Annotated in this window: 20 protein-coding genes; 2 read left to right on the top strand and 18 right to left on the bottom strand. The window is 63.0% G+C overall.

Annotated elements, in window-relative coordinates; genetic code table 11:
* Positions 1-415: 415 nt before the first annotated feature.
* From BUS12_RS30005 to BUS12_RS29965, 8 genes are all read right to left on the bottom strand, one after another.
* Positions 416-1551 (bottom strand): IS3 family transposase gene (locus BUS12_RS30005; protein WP_253190019.1). Its coding sequence is split into 2 segments (ribosomal slippage): positions 416-1293 and positions 1293-1551, totalling 1137 coding nucleotides; the frame shifts between segments, so codons are not numbered across the junction.
* A gap of 648 nt (positions 1552-2199) precedes the next feature.
* Complete coding sequence (locus BUS12_RS29995) at positions 2200-3498, bottom strand: dienelactone hydrolase family protein (protein WP_074300979.1); 1299 nt, start codon at positions 3496-3498, stop codon at positions 2200-2202.
* Between the two features lie 600 nt (positions 3499-4098).
* Positions 4099-4551 (bottom strand): YchJ family protein, encoded by a 453-nt coding sequence (locus BUS12_RS29990; RefSeq protein ID WP_074300978.1) that lies wholly within the window; start codon positions 4549-4551, stop codon positions 4099-4101.
* Between the two features lie 6 nt (positions 4552-4557).
* Positions 4558-5235 carry an SDR family oxidoreductase gene (locus BUS12_RS29985; protein WP_074300977.1) on the bottom strand — a complete coding sequence of 226 codons (678 nt, stop codon included), beginning with the start codon at positions 5233-5235 and terminating at the stop codon, positions 4558-4560.
* A gap of 90 nt (positions 5236-5325) precedes the next feature.
* Positions 5326-6531 carry an acetyl-CoA C-acetyltransferase gene (locus BUS12_RS29980; protein WP_074300976.1) on the bottom strand — a complete coding sequence of 402 codons (1206 nt, stop codon included), beginning with the start codon at positions 6529-6531 and terminating at the stop codon, positions 5326-5328.
* The gene (gene can, locus BUS12_RS29975; RefSeq protein WP_074300975.1) at positions 6524-7300 is read right to left on the bottom strand and encodes a carbonate dehydratase; all 777 of its coding nucleotides are present in this window, start codon (positions 7298-7300) and stop codon (positions 6524-6526) included. Before can ends, BUS12_RS29980 begins: the two co-directional genes overlap by 8 nt.
* Before the next feature lie 83 nt (positions 7301-7383).
* On the bottom strand, positions 7384-9231 hold the full coding sequence (gene aceK / locus BUS12_RS29970; protein WP_074300974.1) for a bifunctional isocitrate dehydrogenase kinase/phosphatase: 1848 nt from the start codon (positions 9229-9231) through the stop codon (positions 7384-7386).
* Positions 9228-9653: a MerR family transcriptional regulator gene (locus BUS12_RS29965; RefSeq protein ID WP_074300973.1), complete on the bottom strand. Its 426-nt coding sequence runs from the start codon at positions 9651-9653 to the stop codon at positions 9228-9230. Before BUS12_RS29965 ends, aceK begins: the two co-directional genes overlap by 4 nt.
* A gap of 146 nt (positions 9654-9799) precedes the next feature.
* Here BUS12_RS29965 and BUS12_RS29960 point away from each other — a divergent pair, with 146 nt between their 5' ends.
* Positions 9800-10870 carry an MBL fold metallo-hydrolase gene (locus BUS12_RS29960; RefSeq protein ID WP_074300972.1) on the top strand — a complete coding sequence of 357 codons (1071 nt, stop codon included), beginning with the start codon at positions 9800-9802 and terminating at the stop codon, positions 10868-10870.
* 152 nt (positions 10871-11022) lie between these two features.
* Here BUS12_RS29960 and BUS12_RS29955 read toward each other — a convergent pair whose 3' ends face one another.
* The 5 genes from BUS12_RS29955 to argS form a co-directional block, all read right to left on the bottom strand.
* Positions 11023-12618 (bottom strand): ABC transporter substrate-binding protein, encoded by a 1596-nt coding sequence (locus BUS12_RS29955; RefSeq protein ID WP_074300971.1) that lies wholly within the window; start codon positions 12616-12618, stop codon positions 11023-11025.
* A gap of 280 nt (positions 12619-12898) precedes the next feature.
* Positions 12899-13669 carry an SDR family oxidoreductase gene (locus BUS12_RS29950; RefSeq protein ID WP_074300970.1) on the bottom strand — a complete coding sequence of 257 codons (771 nt, stop codon included), beginning with the start codon at positions 13667-13669 and terminating at the stop codon, positions 12899-12901.
* Between the two features lie 16 nt (positions 13670-13685).
* Positions 13686-14324 (bottom strand): thiol:disulfide interchange protein DsbA/DsbL, encoded by a 639-nt coding sequence (locus BUS12_RS29945; RefSeq protein ID WP_074300969.1) that lies wholly within the window; start codon positions 14322-14324, stop codon positions 13686-13688.
* Between the two features lie 151 nt (positions 14325-14475).
* Positions 14476-15228 carry an SPOR domain-containing protein gene (locus tag BUS12_RS29940; RefSeq protein ID WP_253190231.1) on the bottom strand — a complete coding sequence of 251 codons (753 nt, stop codon included), beginning with the start codon at positions 15226-15228 and terminating at the stop codon, positions 14476-14478.
* A 79-nt stretch (positions 15229-15307) separates the two neighbouring features.
* Positions 15308-17098 carry an arginine--tRNA ligase gene (gene argS, locus BUS12_RS29935; protein ID WP_074300967.1) on the bottom strand — a complete coding sequence of 597 codons (1791 nt, stop codon included), beginning with the start codon at positions 17096-17098 and terminating at the stop codon, positions 15308-15310.
* A 384-nt stretch (positions 17099-17482) separates the two neighbouring features.
* Here argS and BUS12_RS29930 point away from each other — a divergent pair, with 384 nt between their 5' ends.
* Positions 17483-17809 (top strand): DUF1840 domain-containing protein, encoded by a 327-nt coding sequence (locus BUS12_RS29930; protein WP_074300966.1) that lies wholly within the window; start codon positions 17483-17485, stop codon positions 17807-17809.
* 252 nt (positions 17810-18061) lie between these two features.
* Here the strand turns inward: BUS12_RS29930 and BUS12_RS29925 are convergent, their stop codons facing one another.
* The 5 genes from BUS12_RS29925 to BUS12_RS29905 form a co-directional block, all read right to left on the bottom strand.
* The gene (locus BUS12_RS29925) at positions 18062-18265 is read right to left on the bottom strand and encodes an acid-shock protein (RefSeq protein WP_074300965.1); all 204 of its coding nucleotides are present in this window, start codon (positions 18263-18265) and stop codon (positions 18062-18064) included.
* Between the two features lie 145 nt (positions 18266-18410).
* Positions 18411-21128 (bottom strand): methionine synthase, encoded by a 2718-nt coding sequence (gene metH, locus BUS12_RS29920; protein WP_074300964.1) that lies wholly within the window; start codon positions 21126-21128, stop codon positions 18411-18413.
* Between the two features lie 4 nt (positions 21129-21132).
* The gene (locus BUS12_RS29915; RefSeq protein ID WP_074300963.1) at positions 21133-21837 is read right to left on the bottom strand and encodes a DUF4276 family protein; all 705 of its coding nucleotides are present in this window, start codon (positions 21835-21837) and stop codon (positions 21133-21135) included.
* Positions 21837-22925, bottom strand: coding sequence for an AAA family ATPase (locus BUS12_RS29910; protein ID WP_074300962.1), 1089 nt, complete (start codon positions 22923-22925; stop codon positions 21837-21839). The genes BUS12_RS29915 and BUS12_RS29910 overlap by 1 nt, the downstream gene beginning before the upstream one ends.
* Before the next feature lie 31 nt (positions 22926-22956).
* A complete protein-coding gene (locus BUS12_RS29905) occupies positions 22957-24036 on the bottom strand; it encodes a homocysteine S-methyltransferase family protein (RefSeq protein ID WP_074300961.1) in 1080 nt (359 codons plus the stop codon).
* Positions 24037-24284: the final 248 nt, after the last annotated feature.

The following is a 24284-nucleotide window of genomic DNA, read 5'->3' as shown; positions in this document are numbered from 1 at the left end:
GGCGGTGTGCCATTTTTTGCTTGCGTGTGGGGTGGGTGTTTCTGTCCCCCATAGGGGTAATGCGTGGCAGGCTGGCTGCGGCGGGGTCGAGATTAGCGCGTTCTTTCGGTTGATGCACTACCCCCTGAATCACGGTTTCTTTCCGCTCTGTATGGGGTTTGCGGGTGTTCTCTGCAGGTGATATCCGTTCTGGTCAGAAGGGTTCAAATCGGCGGAGATGACGACGGCAAAGTCATGGGGGGTGTTGGGGAAAATCTTTGGGGTGGGGGTGGGTTTTGGCCTGCGGCGGCCTCTTTTTGGTTGTCGTTCCTGTGGTGTTGGCCTTTCCTTGTATTCTTATCGGTCTATTAGTGTCGCCCCTGTGCGGGGCGGCACTGTAGTGGTCAAGCCCCTTTGGACACCCACAAAGGGGTTTTCAGTAAATAGAAGCCTCATAACGCGCCGGTGGCGAATCATTGGCCGCCGAATGGATGCGCCGGTAGTTGTAAAAGTCAGCCACGTAACCCGCGATATCGCGCTGGGCCTGTTCGTGACTGCAGTACTCCTGTTCTCCGATCCATTCACTCTTCAGGCTTCTGAAGAAGCGCTCGACCACCGCGTTGTCCCAGCAGTTTCCCTTTCGGCTCATGCTCTGCACCATCCCGTTTGCCTTCAGATCACTCACGAAGCGTTCGCTGGTGTACTGGCAGCCCTGGTCGGAGTGGAACATCAGTCCGGGGGCTGGGCGCCGGCTGCTGCGGGCCTGCTGTAGCGCCTGGATCACCAGCTCGGTATCCGCCTGCAAGGCAAACGCCCAGCCCACGATGCGACGCGAATGCAGATCCATCACGATCGCCAGATAGGACCAGCCCTGCCGCGTTCTCACATACGTAATGTCACCGGCCCATACCCGGTTGATCGCACCCGGCTCGAACTTGCGCTCCAGCAGGTTGGGCGCCACCAGTGCTTCACCTTCGGCCTTGCGATAGCGGTGCGTTCGCCGTCGCGCCACCGCCAGTTGCGCCTCGCGCATCAGCGAACGGGCCCGGTAGCGTCCGATCGCGTGACCTTGCTGCTGCAGCGCCCGCGCCATCCTGCGACTGCCGTAACTGCTGCGGCTCTCGCTGTGGATCTGGCGCACAGTTCTGAGTAGCGCGGGTGAAGCTGCCGGCTTGCAAACCCGTCCCGCGAACGCGTAGTAGCTGCTTCGCGGCACCTTCAGCAACCTGCACATCAGACTCACCGGCCAGGCCTTCTTCAGCGAACGGATCACTTCGAGGAGCGATCCAGTTCCTTGACGAAGAAGGCCGTGGACTTTTTTAGTATGTCGCGCTCACGTTCAAGCTCGACCACCCGCGCCTCAAGCTCCCGGATACGCCGCTGGTCAGCTTTGACCTGCACCTGCGTGCGCGGCGGCTGGACCTGCTCGGCGCGCCACTGCGCCACCCACCGCCGCAACGCCGTATCGCCAACACCTAGCGCTTCGCTGGCCTTCGCGAACGAGTAGCCCTGCGCAACCACCAGCTGCACCGCTTCTGCCTTGAATTCGTCAGTTATGTTCCGTCTGCTCATTTCTCACCTCGGTTGGAGAATTATCCCCTTTAGAGGTGTCCAGAGTCATTGGACCACTACACACTTACTTTCTTTGCCGCCGCAAAGAAAGTAAGCAAAGAAAGCGGGCTCACACCGCTAGCTCGTAGTGAGCCATCTAGGGCTGCTACGGGGAACGGCCCAAGACAAGACCCTCTCTCGCACCGCACTCGTCTGTGACACAGGGCTCATCCATCCCACTCCGCACTAGTGCGTCGCGGACCGGTCTGCTGGGGAAGGCGGGGCGTGCAGGAAGGTTTGAAGAATCTATCTTGGCGGGACACGCAAGGAAAGGGTGTGCAGCGCAAATAACATTTGGACTACTGCGGAATTTGCGGGGAGAGATTTACCCGACGGCGGGGCGCGCAGCGCGACGCTGGAGCGGATGAGTGCTTTGCCACGAACGAGGGTAGTGCGAGGGATGCTCTCGTCTCGGACCGCTCCGGGGTCACACAAGAGATGGCTCACTACGGGCTAGCGGTTGCAGCCCGCTTTCTTTGCTTACTTTCTTTGCGGCGGCAAAGAAAGTAAGTGCTGCCCCGCACAGGGGCGAACCTAATAGACCACTAACAAAGCAAGGAAAGGCCAACACCGCAGGACCACAGCCACCGCCGTAGGCAAAAAAACCAATCACTCCCGACTAGCCAAAGCCCGCTTATCCTCCGCCCCCTTCCCACCGGCGGAGCCAGCCGAATCACCAGAACTGGCACTAGCCGTCTGCGAAGAAGAATCCTTCCAGACAACAGCATCATTGACTGCATACAACCGGCAGGGATCGGAACTCTGCTTCTGGCAATTAGCCACAGCGACAGACATAGGATCATCCCCGCCCTCAGCCCACGACCACGCCCCCGAATCGGAAACAGCAAAAGCCCGACTAGGATACTGATGCAGGAAGTTGCGATACCCATTCCGCCCGGCCTCATCGACAAAAGGCACAGCGGTAACAGCATCCAAAGCCGCATAGCCACTAGCCTTAGGCGGCGCCGGATCCTCGACCCGATACTGCACACCCGTCGGCATCCCGACCCGTGCAAGGAACGCCTCGACAGCCGGCCACCACACCCGCACGCCATCGCGATCGCCAACCAACCGGTGCGCATCGTTCTTGTAAGTGCCGAAGTCCACCATCTTCGCACTCGCCCCATGCGCCGAATACGCGGCATACATGCTCGCGACCAGAGGCTGCGACCAGATCGAATCGTTATCGCCATACAGCCACAGCGACGGCACACTCGTCTTCTCGCCATACGCGCCAAACGCATGCGTGAGATTGCCCTGCCAGTCGGTACAAGCGTCCTGCCGTAAGCCGCCGGAGAAATTGATGAGCGCCCGCACGCCCGGCGCTGCCTCGACACCGTAAGCCATCGTCGCCAGACCGCCATGCGACGTGCCCGCTACGACGATGTGCTGCGCGTCGACATAAGGCTGCTTCGACATGAACTCAACCGTCGCAGCCACATCGCCCGCCTGACCCAGGCCATTACGCTGGACATCGCAACCGTCCTGCTCGTAGGCGCCACCCGATTGCGCGAAACCCTGACGGTTCGGCGCCACCACCACGTAGCCGCGCCGCACGAACTCGCGCGCGAACGGCAGCGGATCGCTGCGTGCCTGCATGCGTGGGTCACCCGGCATCTTGCCGTGGTTGAAGACGATCATCGGGAACGGTCCCGGACCGTCGGGCTTGTAAACCGTGGTTTCAAGCGTGATCGTGCCGGCGGCGTCCACCGGTACGCGAATGACCTGCTCGTTGAGACCGGCGCGGGGAAGGTAAGTGTCGTCGTCCAGCGCGATGCGCGGCACTTCGGCGCGCGTCAGTGGACCTGCTTGCGAATCGGCCAGCGGATCGGCGTGCGCAAACGATGCGGCACATCCCGCCCACGCGCACACCATCGCACCCACCGTCAGAAACTTTCTGCAACCCATTCGCAGCACCTACCTTGAAGTACGTCCTTAAAACCTGCATCGTCTGCTGTCTTTTGCGTTTCGCTGACAACTGCCTTTCGGCAAGATTTGCGGCACAAAAAGACACTCGCGTGCGTTGCGCGCTGAGCGCACACACGCCGATCGAGATCGCACGGGATAACCCACCAGCTGGCCGACGCGACCCCACGCGCCGATGATGAGCGGCACACGATGCACAGGAAGCAGCCGTCGAAACGCGAGGTATCAGGAGCCGGCGCTGCTTTTGCTCATCTTTGTGGGGACGGTTTGGACCGCACCCTCACAACGTGTCGCTACAAAACCTACAGGCCGATCCTGGCACGACAATTTGTGTTTGTGCAATTAAGGAGAACCCGCGACAAAAAATTCGCAGTGCTCGACACGTGACGGACGCGCCGAATCCCCGCGTGCATCTTGCAGCGCGGGGAGGGCGGGAGAAATGACCGATACGGCCAATGTGGTAGACAGCCAACACACGTCCCAGCGCCATTTTGAGGGGCATATGTGAACGCGCGATTAATCGTGTGACAACAGCGCGGAAGCCTTTCAAACCCTTACCGCGTGTCGTCGATGGCGATGCCTCTAGGTCTCGCTGACGTCGCCGTCGACGTAGCGCCAGCGGCCATCGTCGCCGCGAACGAAGCGGCTCAGTTCCTGCAACCGGTGAGCGCGGCCGCCGACTTTATATCGTGCGACGAATTCGACCTCGGCGTGGGTCTCGTCTTGCGCGGCGAAGCGTTTGATCTGCAGACCTAGCCAGCGTGGTGCATCGGGCGCGTCGGGGTTGGCGTCGAGATCGGCCGGGCATGTCTGCGGCGCCCACGTTGCGCGCAGATAGTCGCTCGCGCCGAGCACATACGCGCTATAGCGCGAGCGCATCAGTTCGAGCGCCGTGGGCGCGGCTTCGCCGCCGTCGATATAACGGCCACAGCAAAGCGCGAAGCGGGGCGGCTTCGCACCGCTGCGAAGGTTCGCCGCAGCGCCGCCACAGGGGCACTCGGACGGTCGTTGCGTCGTCAACAAAGAGGGGGACATTGATCCTTACCAGTCGAGCGCGGTGCCGTCGTATTGATAGAAGCTGCCGTTGAACGATTCGCGCGCGGCCGCCGCCTGGGCCAGCACCTGGCGCATGCCGCTCACGCTGCGCTCGGGATCGATCGCCGCCTCGGCGCCGCCCATGTCGGTGCGGACCCAGCCCGGATGCAGCGCGACGCAGGCAGCCCGCCGCGTCTGCAACGAGGCGATCTTCAGCGCGTCGTTCAGCGCCGCCTTGCTCACGCGATACAGCCAGCCGGTGGTGCCGGTCGCCTCGGTGATGCTGCCCATCTTGCTCGATAGCACCGCGAGCACGCCGTTGGCGTCTTCGACGAGCGGCAGCAGGATTGGCAGCAGTTGCATCGGGCCGCGGACGTTGGTCACCATGACCTCGTCGAAGTCTTCGGCGCTGACGGTTTCGATGCCGTCCGTGCGTGGACCGTAGACACCCGAGACGACAATCGCCGCATCCAGCCGCTCGCCGTCGAGCTTCCAGCCGAGCGCGGCAATTTCCGTCTGTGAGGTGACGTCGAGCGAGAACGTCTCGGCACCGAGCGCCTCCAGTGCTTCGAGCGCCGCCTCGTCGCGCGCCGTGGCGAGCACGCGCCAGCCGGCGTGTTTGTACTGGCGCGCAAACTCGCGGCCGATGCCACGCGACGCCCCTACGATCAACACTGTTTTCATTCGATCACCTCATGATTCCATGCATGCGTGCACCGCATGCGCCGTGCCCGTTCGTGCCGCGCACGACGAGCGGGGCGCACACGTCACGCTTTACACCAGTTCAATCCCCATCGCGGTGGCTTCGCCGCCGCCGATGCACAGCGTCGCCACGCCGCGCTTCAGTCCGCGATGCTTCAGCGCGCCAATCAACGTCACCAGAATGCGTGCGCCCGAAGCGCCAATAGGATGACCCAACGCACACGCGCCGCCATTCACGTTGACCTTCTCGTGCGGCAGACGGTGCTCCTTCATCGCGGCCATCGTGACCACGGCAAACGCTTCGTTCACCTCATACAGATCGACTTCGTCCGCGCGCCAGCCGTTCTTCTCGAACAGTTTGCGGATCGCACCGACCGGCGCGGTGGTGAATTTCGCCGGCTCCTGAGCGAAGGTCGAATGACCGACCACGCGGGCAAGCGGTTCGACGCCCAACTCCTTCGCGGTCGATTCGCGCATCATCACGAGCGCGGCCGCGCCGTCCGAAATCGACGACGAGTTCGCGGCCGTCACCGTGCCGGTTTTGCTGAAGGCAGGCTTGAGCGTGGCGATCTTGTCGAGGTTCGCCTTGAACGGCTGTTCATCGCGCTCGATCGTCACGTCGCCCTTGCGGCTCTCCACCTTGACCGGCGCGATCTCCCATGCGAACGCGCCGTCTTCGTTGGCGCGCTTGGCGCGCTTGAGCGATTCCACCGCGAAGGCGTCCTGCGCCTCACGGGTGAAGTCGAACGACGCCGCGCATTCTTCGGCGAAGGTGCCCATCAGACGGCCCTTTTCGTAGGCGTCTTCGAGACCGTCGTAGAACATATGGTCGATCACCTGGCCGTGGCCCATGCGCATGCCGCCACGCGCCTTGGGCAGCAGGTACGGCGCATTGGTCATGCTTTCCATGCCGCCGGCGACGATCACGTCCACCGAACCCGCGGCCAGCATGTCGTGCGCGAACATCGCCGCGCGCATGCCGGAGCCGCACATCTTGTTCACGGTCGTGCTGCCTGTGGCGAGCGGCAGGCCGGCGCCGAGCGCCGCCTGGCGAGCCGGCGCCTGGCCGAGACCGGCCGGCAGCACGCAGCCCATCACAACCTCGTCGATCTGAGCGGGCGTCAGGCCCGCGCGCCGCACGGCGGCTTCGATCGCGATGGCGCCGAGTTGCGGCGCGGTCAGCGTGGCGAAATCGCCTTGAAACGCGGCCATCGGGGTACGGGCGACCGAAACGATCACGATCGGATCGGCCAGCTTGTCACGCTTTGTCTCACTCATGTTTTAGCTCCTTGATCACACCTGCGACGACAGCCGGCACATCGCCGAGCCTGGCCGCATCGGCGGCGACCACGTCGTTGTCTGTCTTGTGCGCGCCGCCCGCCGAGACGGCTGCCACGCACCGCGTATACGTTTCATCGAGCTCGCCCGGCGCGCCGATCATCATGCCCAGATTGCGCACCTTGCCGTCGTGCACGCCGTAGGCCCAGCCGTGCACAGTCAGTTCCTGGCCGCGCGCCCACGCGTCGTTGACGATGGTGGTACGGCAGACGTTGACGACCTGTTCGATCGTGTTCAGTTCGACCAGGCGGCGGTGACGCGCCTCGCCCATCGGCCACTCCTCGAGCAGCGCCGCATGCTTGGTGCGCACGTCCTGCACGTGATGCAGCCAGTTATCCGCGAGGCCCACACGGCGGCCGTGCAGCGCCGCGGCGACGCCGGAACAGCCATAGTGGCCGACCACCATGATGTGCTTGACCTTCAGCAGGTCGACCGCGAACTGGATCACCGACAGGCAGTTCAGATCGGTGTGCACCACGACGTTCGCGATGTTCCGGTGTACGAACACTTCGCCCGGCGGCAGGCCGATGATCTGGTTGGCCGGCACGCGCGAATCCGAGCAGCCGATCCACAGGTATTCGGGCGTCTGCTGGTCGGCGAGGCGCGAGAAATACTCCGGATCCTCGGACAGTTTGCGCGTCACCCACTTGTCGTTGTTGTCGAACAGATGCGCAAGCGGATTGGGTAGAGCAGAGGCGTTTGAGGTCATGGTGCGTCGGGTCGGTTGCTGGACCGTTGGACTGGTCGGTGTCGTTACAGGAGGGGCGGACGGTGAACGGAAGTCATGCTCGTTCACGCCGCGCGCGCAGCAGGTTGGCGCGCTGCCGTTGTGTCGTTGGCATTGCCGGTGGCATCCGCATCGGCCACGGGCGCGAAGCGCTCCGGGTAGCGGGTGCAAAAGCGCACGCTGCTGTCGTAGGGAAAGAAGTCGGGCAGTTCGCCTTTCAGTAAGTGATCCTTATGCCGTTGCCACAGCGCGGGATCGAAGAAGTCTGCGTGGTGCTGCATGAAGGCGCGGCGCACACGCGGGTCGCCGAGCAGAAAGGTGCCGTAAGTCTCCGGGAAGATGTCGTGCGGGCCGACCGAATACCACGGCTCGCCGGACAACTCGTCTTCCTCGTTGCGCGGCGGCGGCACGGCGCGCACGTTGCAATCGGTCAGGTACTCGATCTCATCGTAGTCGTAGAACACGACACGGCCATGACGCGTTACGCCGAAGTTCTTGTACAGCATGTCGCCGGGGAAGATGTTCGCCTGCATCAGTTCCTTCACCGCTTCGCCGTATTCCTTGATGCCGTGCTCGACGTCCTCGTCACTGCCGTTTTGCAGGTAGAGGTTGAGCGGCACCATGCGGCGTTCGATGTACAGATGGCGGATCACGAGGTTATCGCCCTCGTATTCGATCATCGACGGCACTTCCTTTTCGAGTTCGCGCAGCAGCGCTTCGTCGAGCCGCGCCAGCGGCAACGCTACGCTCGAATATTCCAGCGTGTCGGCCATGCGCCCCAGGCGGTCGTGCCGTTTGACGAGCTGATACTTGCTCTGGATCAGCGCGCGCGTGGTTTCTTTCGGCGGCGGGAAGTTGTCCTTGATCAGCTTGAATACGTAAGGGAACGACGGCAGCGTGAACACCAGCATCACCAGCCCCTTGATGCCGGGCGCGATGATGAACGGATCGCTCGAATGCGACAGGTGGTGCAGCAGGTCGCGATAGAACAGATTCTTGCCCTGCTTCTGCAAGCCCACCGAGGTATAGATTTCCGCCTTCGGCTTGCCCGGCATGATGGTGCCGAGAAATTCGACGTAAGCGGACGGCACTTCCATGTCCACCAGAAAATACGAGTGCGAGAAGCTGAAGATGATCAGCAACTGGTCGCGCTTGAGCAGCACGGTATCGAGCGCGAGCAGCCCGGGCTTCACATGACGCAGCGGCACCGCAAACGGCAGCAGCGAATCGCCGTTGATGATGCGGCCGACGATATACGCCGACTTGTTCCGGTAGAACAGCGACGACAGCACGTGAATCTGGAAGTTGGCAGCTTCAGTGAACGTGCCGAACGCGTCTTCGATGGCTTGCATCACGCAACCGACATCGCGCTGCAGGTCTTCGAACGGCGGCTCGAGCTGGAAGTTCGTGACGATGCGCTCGAGCGTCGCGGCGAGTCCTTCCTTGCCGGGGTAATACGCGCGGTAAGTCGGCTTGGCAGCGGGCTCGTCGTTCTCGATGTATTCGGTCGAGATGGCGGGCCGCACGAAGATGAAGTCGTTGTTGAAATACGAGCGGTGCAGGATCTTGCAACACACCGAATTGAAGAACGTCTCCGCGCACTCGGGCTGCCGGTGCGTGGTCAGGAGGCCGATGTAATGCAGCTTGATCTGCTGCCAGACTTCGTCGTCGATATTTTCGGCGTCGTATTCGTCTTCGAGCAGCTCGACGCATTCCTCGACCCGTTCGTCATACGAAGTAATGCGCTCCCGCGCCAGACGTTGCAGGCCATGCCAGTCGCCGGCTTCGAAGAGCGCCTTCGCGCCGATCGCCGCGTCGCGGAAGATTCGATAGTGACGGTCGAAGCCTTCGAGCATCGTTTGCGCGACGTCGAAGCCGATTTGCGACGATAGCAGTTTGGGAAAGTGATTCATGTCGACCGTGCATCCGACACCAACGCATCCGCCCCACGTGCACCGCTTTCGAGCAACGTGCGCGCCTCGACTTCGTATTGCGCGAGGTCTTCGAGCGTGGCGTTCAGGTCTTCCAGTTGACGCTCCAGCACTTCGCGATGCCGCTTCACCGTGGCGAGGAAGGCATGCAACTGGGGCACGGTATCGGTGGGCGAGTCGTACAGGTCGAGCAGGTCGCGGATTTCCGACAGCGTGAAACCCAGCCGTTTGCCGCGCAACGTCAGCTTGAGGCGCGTGCGGTCGCGGCCCGAATAGACGCGCCGCAAGCCGCTCGACCCTTCCCGGCTCGGCGAGAGTAAACCCTGGTCTTCATAGAAGCGGATTGCGCGGGGAGTGACGTCGAATTCACGCGCGAGCTCGGTGATGGTGTATTGCGTGTTCATTGGGACGTCCCGTGGCCGGGCAGAAAATCGGATTGGACGATAGAATCGACGTTTACGTTATCGTCAACTTGAGTAAAGCGCAACCATGGCGCGCCGCGGCGAAGTGACCACCGTTGCTGCGCGACCGGCGGAGGAAGCCCCCCACAATGAATGCTCTCGAACACCAACTCGACTACCCGTTCAAGGACACCCTGCCGGAACCCGGTCATGCGTTCGAAGTCACGCCCGGTGTGTTCTGGCTGCGCATGCCGTTGCCGTTCGCGCTCGACCACATCAACCTGTGGCTGCTGCGCGATGAGATCGACGGTCAGCAAGGCTGGACGGTGGTCGATTGCGGGATCACCTCGGACACCATCAAGGCGAACTGGGAGCAGGTATTCGACACGGTGCTGGACGGCCTGCCGGTGCTGCGCGTGATCGCCACGCATTGCCATCCGGATCACATCGGTCTGGCGCACTGGATCTGCACGGGTGGCGACAAGCAGCGCTGGGATGTGCGTCTGTGGATGACGCTCGGCGAATACATGCAGGCTCGCGTGTTGGCGGCGGGCGACGGCTCGAATGCCGGCGGTGCGGGCGCCGCGCGTCACTTCGCGCGGCATGGCTTGAGCGACGAGGCGTCGCTGGAGAAGCTGCGCAACCGTACCAGCTACTACTCGAATCTGGTGCCGGCGGTGCCGGGCCAGTATCGGCGCATGCGCGAAGGTCAGGGCATTGTGATTGGCGGCAAGACCTGGCGGGTGGTGACCGGTTACGGTCACTCGCCGGAACACTGCGCGTTGCATAACGAGGCCGACGGTGTGCTGATTTCGGGCGATATGGTGTTGCCGCGCATTTCCACCAACGTCTCGGTGTTCGACATGGAGCCGGAAGGCAGCCCGCTCGCGCTGTATCTGGAGTCGCTCGGCCGCTACGAGACGATGGCCGAAGACACGCTGGTGCTGCCGTCGCACGGCAAGCCGTTTCGCGGCGTGCGGACCCGCATTGCGCAGTTGCGCGAGCATCATGATGCGCGGCTCGCCGAAGTGCGTGAAGCCTGTGCGCAGAAGCCGCAGAGTGCCGCGGATATCGTGCCGCTGATGTTCAGGCGGCAGCTCGATGTCCATCAGTTGACGTTTGCCATGGGCGAGGCGCTCGCGCACTTGCACTTGCTGTGGCTCGCGGGGGAGTTGAAGCGCACGCAGGATGCGGATGGGGTGATCCGGTTTGCGGCCTGAGACGTTTGCGTTACGTCACGCGAGGAGGGTGGTGCCTTCAGGACCAACGCGACTGACGCGTTGTCCTCCTCAAACTCGCAGGAAATAAAACAGGCCCGGTGCAGTGCAACCGGGCCTGTTGGTTTTCCCCTTCTTGGAACGGTGCTGCGCTATTACTGCACCGCCACCGTCGTAAAGTTCTGCCGTCCGAACGGACTCACGTGATAGCCGCTCACGTCCGTACGCGTGATAGCCGCCGCAGTCGGATAGCCGAGCGGAATCCACAGCGCCTGATCGTGGATGATCTGCTGCGCCGCTTCATACGCCTTCGCGCGCTTGGCTTGATCCGTGGTGGCCTTGCCGTCGGCAATCAGCTTGTCGAGATCCGCGTCGCAAAAGCGCGCGAAGTTGATGCCCGACTTCACCGCGTTGCAGCTAAAGAGCGGCGTCAGATAGTTGTCCGGATCGCCGTTGTCGCCCGCCCAGCCCATGAACAGCGAGTCGTGCTGGCCCTGCTTGGCCTCCTTGATCAGCTCGCCCCATTCGATCACCTTCACGTCCGCCTTCACGCCGATCTTCGCAAAGTCGGCCTGCAGCAGCTCGGCGCCGGCTTTCGGATTCGGGTTGAGCACACTACCCGTCGGACGCACCCAGATGGTCGTCGAAAAGCCGTTCGGGAAACCCGCTTCGGCGAGCAGGGCCTTGGCCTTCGCCGGATCGTACGGCCACGGCTTGACCGACTTGTTGTAGCTCCACGTGTTCGGCGGATACGGATTCACCGCCGCCGTCGCCGTGTTGTCGAACACGGTTTTCAGATACGTCGTGCGGTCGAACGCCATGTTCAGCGCGGCACGCACCTTCTGGTTGTCGAGCGGCTTCTTGTCCGTGTTCAGCGCGACGAACGCGGTCATGAACGCGGGCGTCTGCACCACCGCGAGCGACTTGTCGGTCTTGGCGTCCGCCACATCCTGCGGCTTCGGCGACAGCGCGATCTGGCATTCGCCCGTCTTGACCTTCTGCGCCCGCACCGTGGCGTCCGGTGTGATCGCGTAGATCAGACGGTCGATTTTCGGCTTGGGGCCCCAGTACGAAGGATTCACGTCATAGCGAATCACGGCGTCCTTCGTGTAGCTCTTCAGCACGAACGGGCCGGTGCCGATCGGCTTGGCGTTCAGGTCGACCTGCTTGCCCGCCTTCAGCAACTGGTCGGCGTATTCGGCGGAATAGATCGAGGCGAAGCCCATCGTCAGGATCGAGATGAAGGTCGCATCCGGCTGGTTCAGTTCGAACTTGACCGTGTTGTCGTCGACCTTCGAGACCGACTTGATCAGCTTCGGCAGACCCATCGATTGCGCGTGCGGGAAACCGCTCGCACCCGTCACCTTGTGCCACGGGTTGCTGTCGTCGAGCATCCGGCTGAAGGTGAAGACGACGTCGTCGGCGTTCAGCGCGTGGGTGGGCTTGAAGTAGTCGGTGGTCTGGAACTGCACGTTGGGGCGCAGATGGAACGTATAGGTGAGACCGTCGGGGCTCACGTCCCAGCTCTGGGCGAGTGCGGGTACGACCTTCTTCTCCGCCTCGTCGTACGAGACCAGCGAGTTGAAAATCACATCCGCCGACGCATTGGTCGTGACGAGCGAGTTGAACTGGACGATATCGAAGCCATCGGGGCTCGATTCGGTACAGACCGTCAGCGGTTTGGCCAATGCGAGCGCAGGCGCTGCGGCGAGTAAAGCGGCAATGAAGGCGACGGGCAGTTTAATGCGCATAGGATCTCCCATAACAAGCGCGGCCATGCAAACGGCCCGCGCGGACCACCGAGTTTATTGTGATACGTTTTCGGGGCCGGCGCAGGGCGTGCCTGCGCGATCCCGCCAGGGCGAAAGCTTATCGAAGGGTGGTTGCGCCGACAACAAAGTAATCGGCATATCCATATGGACGCACCGTGGCTCTTTCGATGCGCTCAACGCCCGGAAGCCATGGAAGCATACCGCGCCAAATAGCCGAGGCCGGGCGGATGTGCGCTTCGTGTGATCGTGCGTTGGTGAGTTAGTCCACGGTGCGCGGCTTGCGCGGCGCTCTTTCGAAGGCGCGGTCGTAGAGCCAGCGCGGCAGCACGTGCAACAGCGCCGCCACGACGCGCATCTGCCACGGATAGATCGCAAACGACGTACTGCGTTCGACCGCGTCGGCCACCTTCGCGGCAAAGCGATCGGCGTCCATCAGGAACGGCATGCGATACGGGTTGTGCGCCGTCATGGGCGTGCGGACATAGCCGGGGGCGATGGTCACCACGTTGACCCCCTTGGGCCGCATCTCGACGCGCAGCGCCTCGAGATACTTGAACGCTGCGGCCTTCGACGCGCTGTATGCACCCGAGCCCGGCAAGCCGCGCACGCCGGCCACGCTCGCCAGACCCACTAACGCGCCTTTGCCGGCCGTCATCATGGCAGCCGCGAACGGCTCGAAGGTGGCGACCATGCCGAAGTAGTTGACGTCCATGACCTCGCGGAAGGCCCGCAGATCGCCATGTCCGGTGACGGCGCCACGGCTGATGCCGGCATTGGCGATCACGATGTCGGGGCAGCCGTATAGCTCGATGAACTGCGCGGCGGCGGCAGCGAGCGCATCGGCGTCGCGTACGTCGACGGGGTAGATCGAGATGGAATGCTGGGGATGGGACTGCTGGAAGCTGGCGAGGGCGTCGCCGCGACGGGCAACGAGGCCGAGAATCGCGCCGCGCCGCGCATATTCGGCGGCGAGCGCGAGGCCGATACCACTCGATGCGCCGGTGATGAAAACCTTCAGAGGTGTACTCATACCGGCGCCGTGGGTCTTACATCTTCTTCGCGCGGATCTGGGCGACGAGGTAGTCGAGCACCTGCAGCGTGCCCGGCAGGCTGTTCGTCGCAGCCGGGCCGGTTTCATACTTGCCTTGCACGGCAAGGGTCGGCACGCCGTCGATCTTGTAGTCATCCAGCATCTTCTTGTCGCGCTGGATCTCGCTCTGCGTCGAGAATGAGTTGTACGCGTCCATGTACTTCTTCGGATCGACGCCGTTCTTGGCGAGGAACTTGGCCTGGTCTTCCGGCGTCAGCAGGTAGTCCTTGTTGACGTGGATTTCGTTGAAGACGACCGGCGTCAGCTTCTGCGCGAGGCCCAGCGCGTCGAGCGCATGGTACATCTTCGAATGCGGGATGAAGTCGTCGCGGAAGGCGACCGGCACGCGCTTGAACACGACGTCCGGGCCCTGCTTCTTGACCCACGCTTCGAGGTACGGGTTGAATTCGTTGCAGTGCGGGCAGCCGTACCAGAAGAATTCGGTGACTTCGATCTTGCCGGCGGGCACGTCGACCGGTTGTGCCGTCGGCAGGACGGTGTAGTCCTTGCCCGCGACGGGCGCAGCCGGCGATGCCTCTACGGCCGCGCTGACGAGGCCGAGTGAAAGGAAGAGAATGCTCAGCAGTTTTTTCATGTCTTGTTGACCCAATTAGGCGGAATAACGGTGGCGCGGTGCGGCGGTAAAACGCATGGCTGTCACCGTTATGAGAGTGTGGCGGCAGGCCTCTGCCGTGCTTGAGACTCGCGCCGCGCGCTGAGGTTCAGCGGCGGCGCATGACGGAACATTACTGCTTGGTGAAGCGGATCACGGCGGTCTCGACCCCTGCGTCGGACAGACGCTGGCGGGCCGAATTCATGTCGTCGAACTTCGAGAACGGCCCAATGCGCACGCGATAGTACGTCACGCCGCCGGCATCGCGCTGCGTCACCTTCGATTCGAAACCCTGGAAGGCGAGGCGTGCACGCTGCTGCTCGGCATCCGCCGACGTCTTGTAGGCGCCCACCTGGAGGAAATAGCCGCTGTTCGCGTCCGCCGCGGAAGGCGCTGCGCCCGAGCCCGGCTTGGCCGCATTCGACGCGGGGGCCGCGGCGGTGCTGGTCGGCGCGCTGGTGGCCTGCTGCGGCTTCTTCGCCGGAGCGGGCTGGCCGTTATCCTGCGCGGGCTGCGGTGCCACGGCGACGCCGTTTGCATTGGCCGAACTGGCCGGCGGCACTTCGACGATCTCCGGTTCCTGCAGCATGCCCGGCGCCTGGCCCTGCGGCGCCGTGTTTTGCGGCGCCGGCTGGGCGGCTTGCGGCACCGCCTGGCCCGGCGTCTTGCCTTGCAGCGGACGGTTCGGATCGTATTGCGCTTCGCTTGCGCTGGTGTCGGACGCCGCGGGCGGCGCCACCTTGGCGACAAACGGCGTAGGCGCCCGGGTGATATACAGCGCCACCACTACCGCGATTGCCAGGCCGACAATCAGGCCCAGTACGATGCCGAGAAAAGTGCCCCCGGTTTGCTTCGACTGCTTCGTTGTGCGGCGTGGTTTTGCCATCGTATAAATCACCTGCAAAAAGAATCCTGGAACGGCCGTCGATTATAACGACGGCCGCGTGCATGTCGTGCCGGAGGACTTACATCTTTTCGGGAGCAGAGACGCCGATCGTCGCAAGGCCGTTTGCCAGCACCTGGCGCGTGGCGGCGAGCAGCGCGACGCGCGCGTTGCGCTGCGCTTCATCGTCGACCAGGACGCGTTCGGCCTTGTCATTGTAGAACGAGTGGAATTCGCCCGCGAGGTCGCGCAGATAGAACGCGACCGCATGCGGCGCGAGTTCGTCGGCGGCGTGTTGCAGCATGTCGGGGAATTCCGCCAGTTTCTGCAGCAACGCCATCGCACGTTCGCTGGTGAGCAGGGACACGTCCACGGTCGGCAGAATTGCCTCGTCGGTGTTGTAGCGCGTCTTCGCTTCGCTGATGACCGAGCAGATCCGGGCGTGCGCATACTGCACGTAGTGCACCGGATTCTCGTCGTTCTGCTTGAGCGCGAGGTCGATGTCGAAGACGAATTCCGTATCGGCCTTGCGCGAGATCAGGAAAAACCGCACGGCGTCGCGGCCGCGGCGGATCGTTGCTTCGTCGAGCAGGTCCGGCGAGGTTTCCGAGCCCGGCGTCGCGCCGCCCGACCATTCGATCAGGTCGCGCACCGTCACATAGCTGCCCGCGCGCTTCGAGATCTTCACTTCCTCGCCGTCGCGCATCACCGTGACCATCTTGTGCAGGATGTAGTCGGGATAGCCCTTCGGAATGCCGATGCCGAGACCCTGCAGGCCGGCGCGCACCCGCGCGATGGTGCCGTGGTGGTCCGAGCCCTGCACGTTGATGACCTTGGTGAAGCCACGTTCCCACTTGGCGACGTGGTACGCGACGTCCGGCACGAAGTACGTGTAGGTGCCGTCGGTCTTGCGCATGACGCGGTCTTTGTCGTCGCCGTCGTCCGTGGTGCGCAGCCACAGCGCGCCTTCCTGCTCGTAGGTCTTGCCGGCGGCGATCAGCGCCGCCACCGTCTTCTCGACGCGGCCTTCCGAGTACAGCGAGGATTCGAGGTAGTACTGGTCGAACTTCACGCCGAAGGCCTGCAAGTCCATGTCCTGCTCGTGGCGCAGATACGCGACCGCGAAGCGGCGGATGGCGTCGAGATTCTCGACGTCGCCTTCGCCCTTGACCGCATCGACGTCTTTCGCGGCGACGGTTTCGCCGTTCATGTAGTCGCGTGCGATATCCGCAATGTAGTCGCCGTTGTAGGCCGATTCGGGCCAGCCGGCGTCGCCCGGTTTCAGTCCGCGGGCGCGTGCCTGGGTGGAGACGGCGAGCGTATGGATCTGCACACCCGCATCGTTGTAGTAGAACTCGCGATGCACGTCGTAGCCCTGCGAAGCCAGCACGTTCGACAGCGCATCGCCCAGCGCCGCCTGACGGCCATGGCCGACGTGGAGCGGACCGGTCGGGTTGGCCGACACGAATTCGACCAGCACGTGCTTGCCGGCGTCGCGCTGCGAGCGGCCGAAGGCTTCCTTTTCCGCGAACACGGCGCCGATCACCGCCTGCTTGGCAGCGGGAGCAAGGCGCAGGTTGATGAAGCCGGGGCCGGCCACTTCGGCGCCCTGCACGAGGCCCTGGGCTTGCGGATGCGCGAGCACTGCATCGACGATCTGCTGGGCGAGCTGGCGCGGATTGGCGCGCAGCGGTTTGGCCAGCTGCATGGCGACGTTGCAGGCTACGTCGCCGTGTGCGGCGACTTTCGGGCGTTCCAGCGTGATGGTGGGGGCGACGAAGGCGGCTTCGCTTGCACCTTGGGTTGCTTCGGCGACCTGCTTCACGGTGTCGGCGAGCAGTGATTCGAGTGTGTGTTTATGTGCGGGCAGCATGCTTGTTGCGAGTCCAGTGAGGCAGTGCGGTGAAACGGGAGCGGCTGCGTGAGGCGTGCAACCGGTCCGTCAAAGGCTTGGAAAGCGTGCGTCTGGCCATGTGGGCGGCGCTGGCGGCAGCGCGGCAGCGGCCCGGCCAACGTCAGTGCCGGCTGGGCCGCGAGGCGGGGCAAACCCGCGCCGACCGGCCGTGCGAGCCATTGTCCAGCATTGCGCGGCGCGCTTTTCCGTCAGGACGGATTTTAGCAGGTGCTAATATGTCCAATGAGATGCCCACCAAGGGCCGTGGCCGCCGCTCTCTGCCGGCGTGTCAACGAAACCCGCGCAGACGGTCGTCCCACGGCCATCGGCGCGTAAATCCAACAAGACAAAAAGGGAACAGTCATGCTGATTACTTTCAAATGCCGCGCCGCTCCGGATGTGGTGATGCTGGAAAATCTGGCGCAGTATCTGGTCGGCATCGTCGGCAAACGGCTCGGCGAACGTGGGGTCATCATGCACGATGAACTGCCCGAGGCGATCACCAAACTGGAGTCGGCTATCAGTTCGGACAAGCAGGAACGTGCCGAGCACGATGGGCATTTCCACGAAGGCGAAGACGGCCACGAGCACCACGAGATTCCGATCGGCCTCGCGCAACGCGCGTTTCCGTTCCTCGACATGCTGCGCGCAGCGCAAAAGGAAGACGCGGACATCATGTGGGGCGTCTGAACCGGCATAAGCGCCTGCGACGCTGTGCCTGACGGGCGCTGCGTGCTGGCGCGGCGCCAGGTCACGAGGCGCGCCGGAACGTCCCCACGCGCATCACGATGCTAAAAGACAAGAGCCCGCTCGAAGCGGGTTCTTGTCTTTTATGCGGCTGCATAAGCCGGGTTTCGGCCCGGCTCCAGCGGGAATCACGGGGCCGGCGGCACGCGCCTGACTGCTGGTGGCTGGCCGCCGGAATCGTCGAGCCGGCGTGGCTTACTGGCTGGCGGCGGCCGGCGCGGCGGGCGCCGAAGCACCCTTCTTCACCTTCGCCTTCTTGGGCTTCTTGACGTGCTTCTGGGTCGGCGGCGAGTACGAACTGACTGCGCTGCCGGCAGCCGGAGCGGCCGTCTGGGCGAAGGCGACCGAAGTACCGACTGCGAGCGAAAGACCAGCCAAAACGAACGTCAGCTTTTTCATGCGAGATTCTCCGTGACGGTTGCAAGTAGTTGAGCCGACGCGTTTTCTGGCCGCGTCTGGCAGGTAAAGCGCTTGCAGTCTACAAAGCCGAAAACCCGCTTGCTTGAAATATTCAGCCTTCCGTTTTCGATATAGTGGGGCCGGTTTACAGCAGCGGCGCCAGCGCCCGTTCGGCGTCCTGCTTCGAGAGCGCCATGCGCTGTGCGTAGTCTTCCAGCTGGTCCTGGCCGATCTTGCCCACCGAGAAATAGGTGCAGTCCGGATGCGCCAGGTAGAAGCCGGAGACGCTGGCCGCCGGCAGCATGGCGAGCGATTCCGTCACGCTCATGCCGATCTCCTCCGCATGGAGCACCTCAAACATATCGCGCTTCACGAGGTGGTCCGGGCAGGCCGGGTAACCGGGCGCGGGACGGATGCCGCGATACTTTTCGCCGATCAGGTCGTCGTTGGAGAGCGTTTCGTTGCTGGCGTAGCCCCACAGGTCGCGCCGCACGCGGGCATGCAACGCTTCGGCGAAGGCTTCCGCGAAGCGGTCGGCCAGCGCCTTCAGCATGATTGCGCTGTAGTCGTCGTGATCCTTTTCGAACTGCTTTTCCTTGACGTCGACGCCGAGGCCCGCCGTGACGGCGAACAGGCCGATGTAGTCGGCCACGCCCGAATCCTTCGGCGCGATGAAGTCGGCCAGCGACCGGTTCGGCCGCATCACGCCGTCCACCACCGGCCGCACGCTTTGCTGGCGCAGGTTGCGCCAGGTGAGCGCGACTTCCGAGCGCGATTCGTCCGTGTAGATTTCGATGTCGTCGTCGTTGACGGTGTTGGCCGGCAACATCGCGATCACGCCGTTGGCCTGCAGCCAGCGGCCCTGGATCAGGCGCGCGAGCATCGACTTGCCGTCGGAGAACACACGCCGCGCCGACTCGCCCACGATCTCGTCATTGAGAATCGCGGGGTAGGGGCCGGCCAGATCCCAGGTCTGGAAGAACGGCGCCCAGTCGATATAGTTCGCCAGTTCGTTGAGATCGTAGTTCTTGAAGACGCGGCGGCCGATGAACTTCGGCTTGATCGGCTGGTAGCCGGCCCAGTCGATCTTCGTCTTGTTGGCGCGCGCTTCGGCGAGCGTCACCATGGGCTGCGCTTTCTTGTTGGCGTGCTGTTCGCGGATGCGGTCGTAGTCGGACTTCAGCTCGTCGAGGTATTTCGCGGCGCCTTCGTCGGAGAGCAGGCTCGACGCCACCGATACCGAACGCGACGCATCCGGCACATACACCACCGGCCCTTCGTAGTGCGGCGCAATCTTCACGGCGGTGTGCACGCGCGAGGTGGTCGCTCCGCCGATCAGCAGCGGAATCTTCTTGATGCGGAAGTAGTCGTCGCGCTGCATTTCCGAGGCGACATAGGCCATTTCTTCGAGGCTCGGCGTGATCAGGCCGGACAGCCCGATGATGTCCGCGCCTTCGACCTTCGCCCTGGCGAGAATGTCGTTGCACGAGACCATCACGCCCATGTTGACCACTTCGAAGTTATTGCACTGAAGCACCACTGAGACGATGTTCTTGCCGATGTCGTGCACGTCGCCCTTGACGGTGGCGATGACGATCTTGCCCTTCGCGCGCACGTCGGCGCCGGCTTCGGCGAGCAGCTTCTTTTCTTCTTCGATGTACGGGATCAGATGCGCGACTGCCTGCTTCATCACGCGCGCCGACTTCACCACCTGCGGCAGGAACATCTTGCCCTGGCCGAACAGGTCGCCGACGATGTTCATGCCGTCCATCAACGGACCTTCGATCACATTGATCGGCCGGCCGCCGGCTGCGGCGATCCTGGCGCGCACTTCCTCGGTGTCTTCGACGATGAAGTTGGTGATGCCGTGCACCAGCGCATGCGAGAGACGCTTCTCGACCGGCTGGTTGCGCCACTCGAGGTTTTCTTCCTTCTTCGCGGCGCCGGTCTTGAACTTGTCGGCGATCTCTAACAGGCGGTCGGTGCCGTCGTCGCGGCGGTTGAGGACCACGTCTTCGACGCGCTCGCGCAACTCGGGGTCGAGGTCGGCATAGACACCGAGCTGGCCGGCGTTGACGATGCCCATGTCCATCCCCGCCTGGATGGCGTAGTAGAGGAACACGGTGTGGATCGCTTCGCGCACCGGGTCGTTGCCGCGGAACGAGAACGACACGTTCGACACGCCGCCGCTCACCTTCGCGTACGGCAGGTTTTCCTTGATCCAGCGCGTGGCGTTGATGAAGTCGACGGCGTAGTTGTTGTGCTCTTCGATGCCGGTGGCGACGGCGAAGATGTTCGGGTCGAAGATGATGTCTTCGGGCGGGAAGCCCACTTCATTGACGAGGAAGTCATACGAGCGCTTGCAGATTTCAGTCTTGCGCTGGTAGGTGTCGGCCTGGCCTTTTTCGTCGAAGGCCATCACGACGGCAGCCGCGCCGTAACGGCGAATCAGGTTGGCGTGATGACGGAACGCTTCCTCGCCTTCTTTCAGCGAGATCGAATTGACGATCGCCTTGCCTTGCACGCACTTCAGACCCGCTTCGATCACTTCCCACTTCGACGAGTCGATCATGATCGGCACGCGCGCGATGTCAGGTTCCGAGGCGATCAGATTCATGAAGCGGACCATGGCCGCTTTCGAGTCGAGCATGGCCTCGTCCATGTTGACGTCGATGACCTGCGCGCCGTTTTCGACCTGCTGTCGCGCGACGGCGATCGCGTCGTCGAACTGGTCGTTCAGGATCATTCGTGCGAACGCCTTCGAGCCGGTCACGTTGGTGCGCTCACCGACGTTGATGAAAAGCGTCCCGGGCGTGACGTTGAACGGCTCGAGGCCGGAAAGGCGCATGGTGTGATCGGTCATGGCGTTAGGTCGTATATTCGATGTTGGAGTGCCGCACGTGCAGGGCGGGCAGCGCCACGAGGCGGTCGTACCACTGACGGAAGTGCGGGCAGTGCTCGCGGATCCGGTCGAGGCCGATGCGGGCGGCGGCCACCGGGCCGTGGCGGACCTTGCGATAGCGCGGATGCAGTTGTTCGAGCCGCTTCGACGGCGCGGTTTGCGGCGAATCGTTGGTCCATTCGGGATCGTCGACTGCGTTCCGCGCGGCGATCAACGGGGCGCTTTGTGCTTGCCAGCCGGATTCGACGTCGCACAAGGTGGCGATGTCCGAGAACCGCAGCGATTCGAACTCGTGAGGCTGGATGTGCGGGATGAAGCGTTCCGGGCGGCAGCGCGCGAAGGCGATGACGTCTTCGTGCAGCAGTTGCTCGATGCGTGCGGCCCGGGCGGCCGGTGCGTGGCCCTTGCTGTTGGTCACGCCGCGGAAAGTCGTATCGAGACCGTACAGGTCGATCAAGGTGGTGACGTAAGTATCGTTGCGCTCGCGCAGGGTGTTGCCGATGAACTTGCGGACACGCTCGAGATTCAGCGCGCCGCCGCGCTGCTCACGCGAGGTGTTGATCAGCCGGGGGCTTGCGTAAATGCAGTTCGCGCTGAGCGCGGGAGCAAGGACGTCGCGCACGAACGTTTCTTCGGTCTGGCCTTCGCCGACCACGATCAGATCGACCATTACGCCGGCCTCCCGCCTAACACGTTCTGCTTCCAGAGATCGCCGAGCGAGTAGTCGTCGAGCCAGTCTTGCAACTGCGTCGCGTCGAGGCGGTGGAAGGTCGATGCGTTGTCTTTGCGGTCGACGACGATCACGTCGCCGGGTTCCATCCGGTTCAGCAGTTCGACGGATTGGGTCGAGACGATCAACTGTTTTTGTTCGGACGCGCGTTTGAGCAGGTCGGCGAGCAGGTTGACCGCGTAGGGGTGCAGCCCTAGTTCCGGCTCGTCGATCAGGATGGTCGCCGGCATCAGGTCCCATGGCTGCAGCAGCAGTGTGCTAAGGCAAATGAAACGCAGCGTGCCGTCGGAAAGCGCATGGGCTGTGAATGGCGTGTCCGGGTCGCCGCGTTCGGTCCATTCCAGTTGGATCTTCGAGACGGGATCGGTGCGGAAGACAAAGTCGTCGAAGAACGGCGCTACGAGGCGGACGGTGTCGACAATCTGCCGGTAGCTGTCCGTGTGCTCGGTCTTAAGCATGCTCAGGTAGGCAGCCAGGTTCGCACCGTCCACCTTGAGGCGTAGCGTGTCGTTGATCGCGTGCGGCTGCTTGACTCGGGCTTTTTCGCCGGTGTCGTGGAAATGGTAGACGCGAGTGCCTTCGATAACAGCGGCGACGTAGGGGAGTTGATGTTCGCTAGCAATTTGCCTCAAGCTAGACTCAGGAGTCCCGGCGAAAGACCACACCATTCCGGGAAGTACCCCCTCTTTGCCGTAGCTGAACGTTTCGCTTGTGAAAATCAGCCGGTTGTCGTTTGTCGCCGTCAGCTCAAACCGGTAGATATCTGTACCCTCGAACGTCAATCCGACCTGAATCGCATCCGTCGTCTTCCGCGAAAAATGCATCAACGCATCCGGCCCGCCTTGCTGCTGCACATACAACTGCAGCCGCTCCTCATACATCTCCGCCAGCATCCGAAACAGCCCGATAAAGTTCGACTTCCCGGCACCATTGGCGCCAATCAACACGTTCAGGTTGCGCAACTCGAAGTCGCGCAACTCGCGTATGGATTTGAACCCTGCAATCGTCAGTTTGGTGACGCCAGCCATCGATCGATTCCCGTTGAGGTACGTGCCGCGATCAGACTGCTTCAGTATCGGTTTCCCGATAGTTTGCCCACACCCGCGGCCTGACGCCAGTCAGCGCCTTCGCAATCGCCGCAATATGCTCAGGCGTCGTGCCGCAGCACCCGCCCGCGATATTCACCAGCCCGGCCTGCGCAAACTCCTTCAACAGCCCCGACGTATCCGCCGGCAATTCGTCGAAGCCCGTATCGCTCATCGGATTGGGCAAGCCCGCGTTCGGATAGCACGACACATACGTATCGCACAGCTTCGCCAGCTCCGCGATATACGGCCGCATCAACGCCGCACCCAGGGCGCAGTTCAAGCCGAAGGTAAGCGGCTTCGCATGACGCAGCGAATTCCAGAACGCCTCGACCGTCTGCCCCGAGAGGATGCGGCCCGATGCGTCGGTGACGGTGCCGGAGATCATGATCGGCAGACGTTCGCCCGTGTCTTCAAACAGCTCGTCGAGAGCGAACAGCGCAGCCTTCGCGTTGAGCGTGTCGAAAATCGTTTCGACGAGGAACAGGTCCGAGCCGCCGTCGAGCAGCGCCTTGGCCTGCTCGTAGTAGGCCGCGCGCAGTTCGTCGAAGGTCACGTTGCGGGCGCCCGGATCGTTCACGTCCGGCGAGATGCTGGCCGTCTTCGGCGTCGGTCCGATCGCGCCCGCGACGAAGCGCGGCTTGTCCGGCGTCGAGTACTTGTCGCAAGCCGCCCGCGCGAGCTTCGCCGATTCGAGGTTCATCTCGATCGCGAGATCTTCCATCCCGTAGTCGGCCTGGGCGACCGTGGTCGCGCCGAACGTATTGGTTTCGATGATGTCGGCGCCCGCCGCCAGATACTGCTCGTGGATCTCGCTGATGATCTGCGGCTGCGTGATCGACAGCAGCTCGTTGTTGCCCTTGATGTCGCGGCCATAGTCCTTGAAGCGCTCGCCGCGATAACGGGCTTCGTCGAGCTTGTAACGCTGGATCATCGTGCCCATCGCCCCGTCCAGAATCAGGATGCGCGATTGCAGAAGCGCGGGCAACGCGGCGCCGCGCGTATAGGTTGCGGCGGGGCGGGCTGGACTGACGGTGGGGGCGGGCTGGTTCATGGCAGAAGTGGGCTTGCGCCAGTTTTTTCAGGAAACCTGTCATTGTATCCGCTGCGCAACGGCCTCGCCGGCCGCAGACGCGCGGTGATAGGGCTTATGTTAGCCGGGAAGACGAGCGGTTCATGCCTCAGGCGGTAAAGGCGGTAAAAGATGCCGTCTCGTATCGATTATGCCGCCGGCCGCGCGAATCCGCTGACGAAATCAGTAGCGTGCCCCGTGGTTAAAACAAAAACCCCCGCCCGGCAAGC

The organism is Paraburkholderia phenazinium (genome assembly GCF_900142845.1).
GTDB classification, from domain to species: Bacteria; Pseudomonadota; Gammaproteobacteria; order Burkholderiales; family Burkholderiaceae; genus Paraburkholderia; species Paraburkholderia phenazinium_A.
This window is presented reverse-complemented; position numbering and strand designations above follow the sequence as displayed.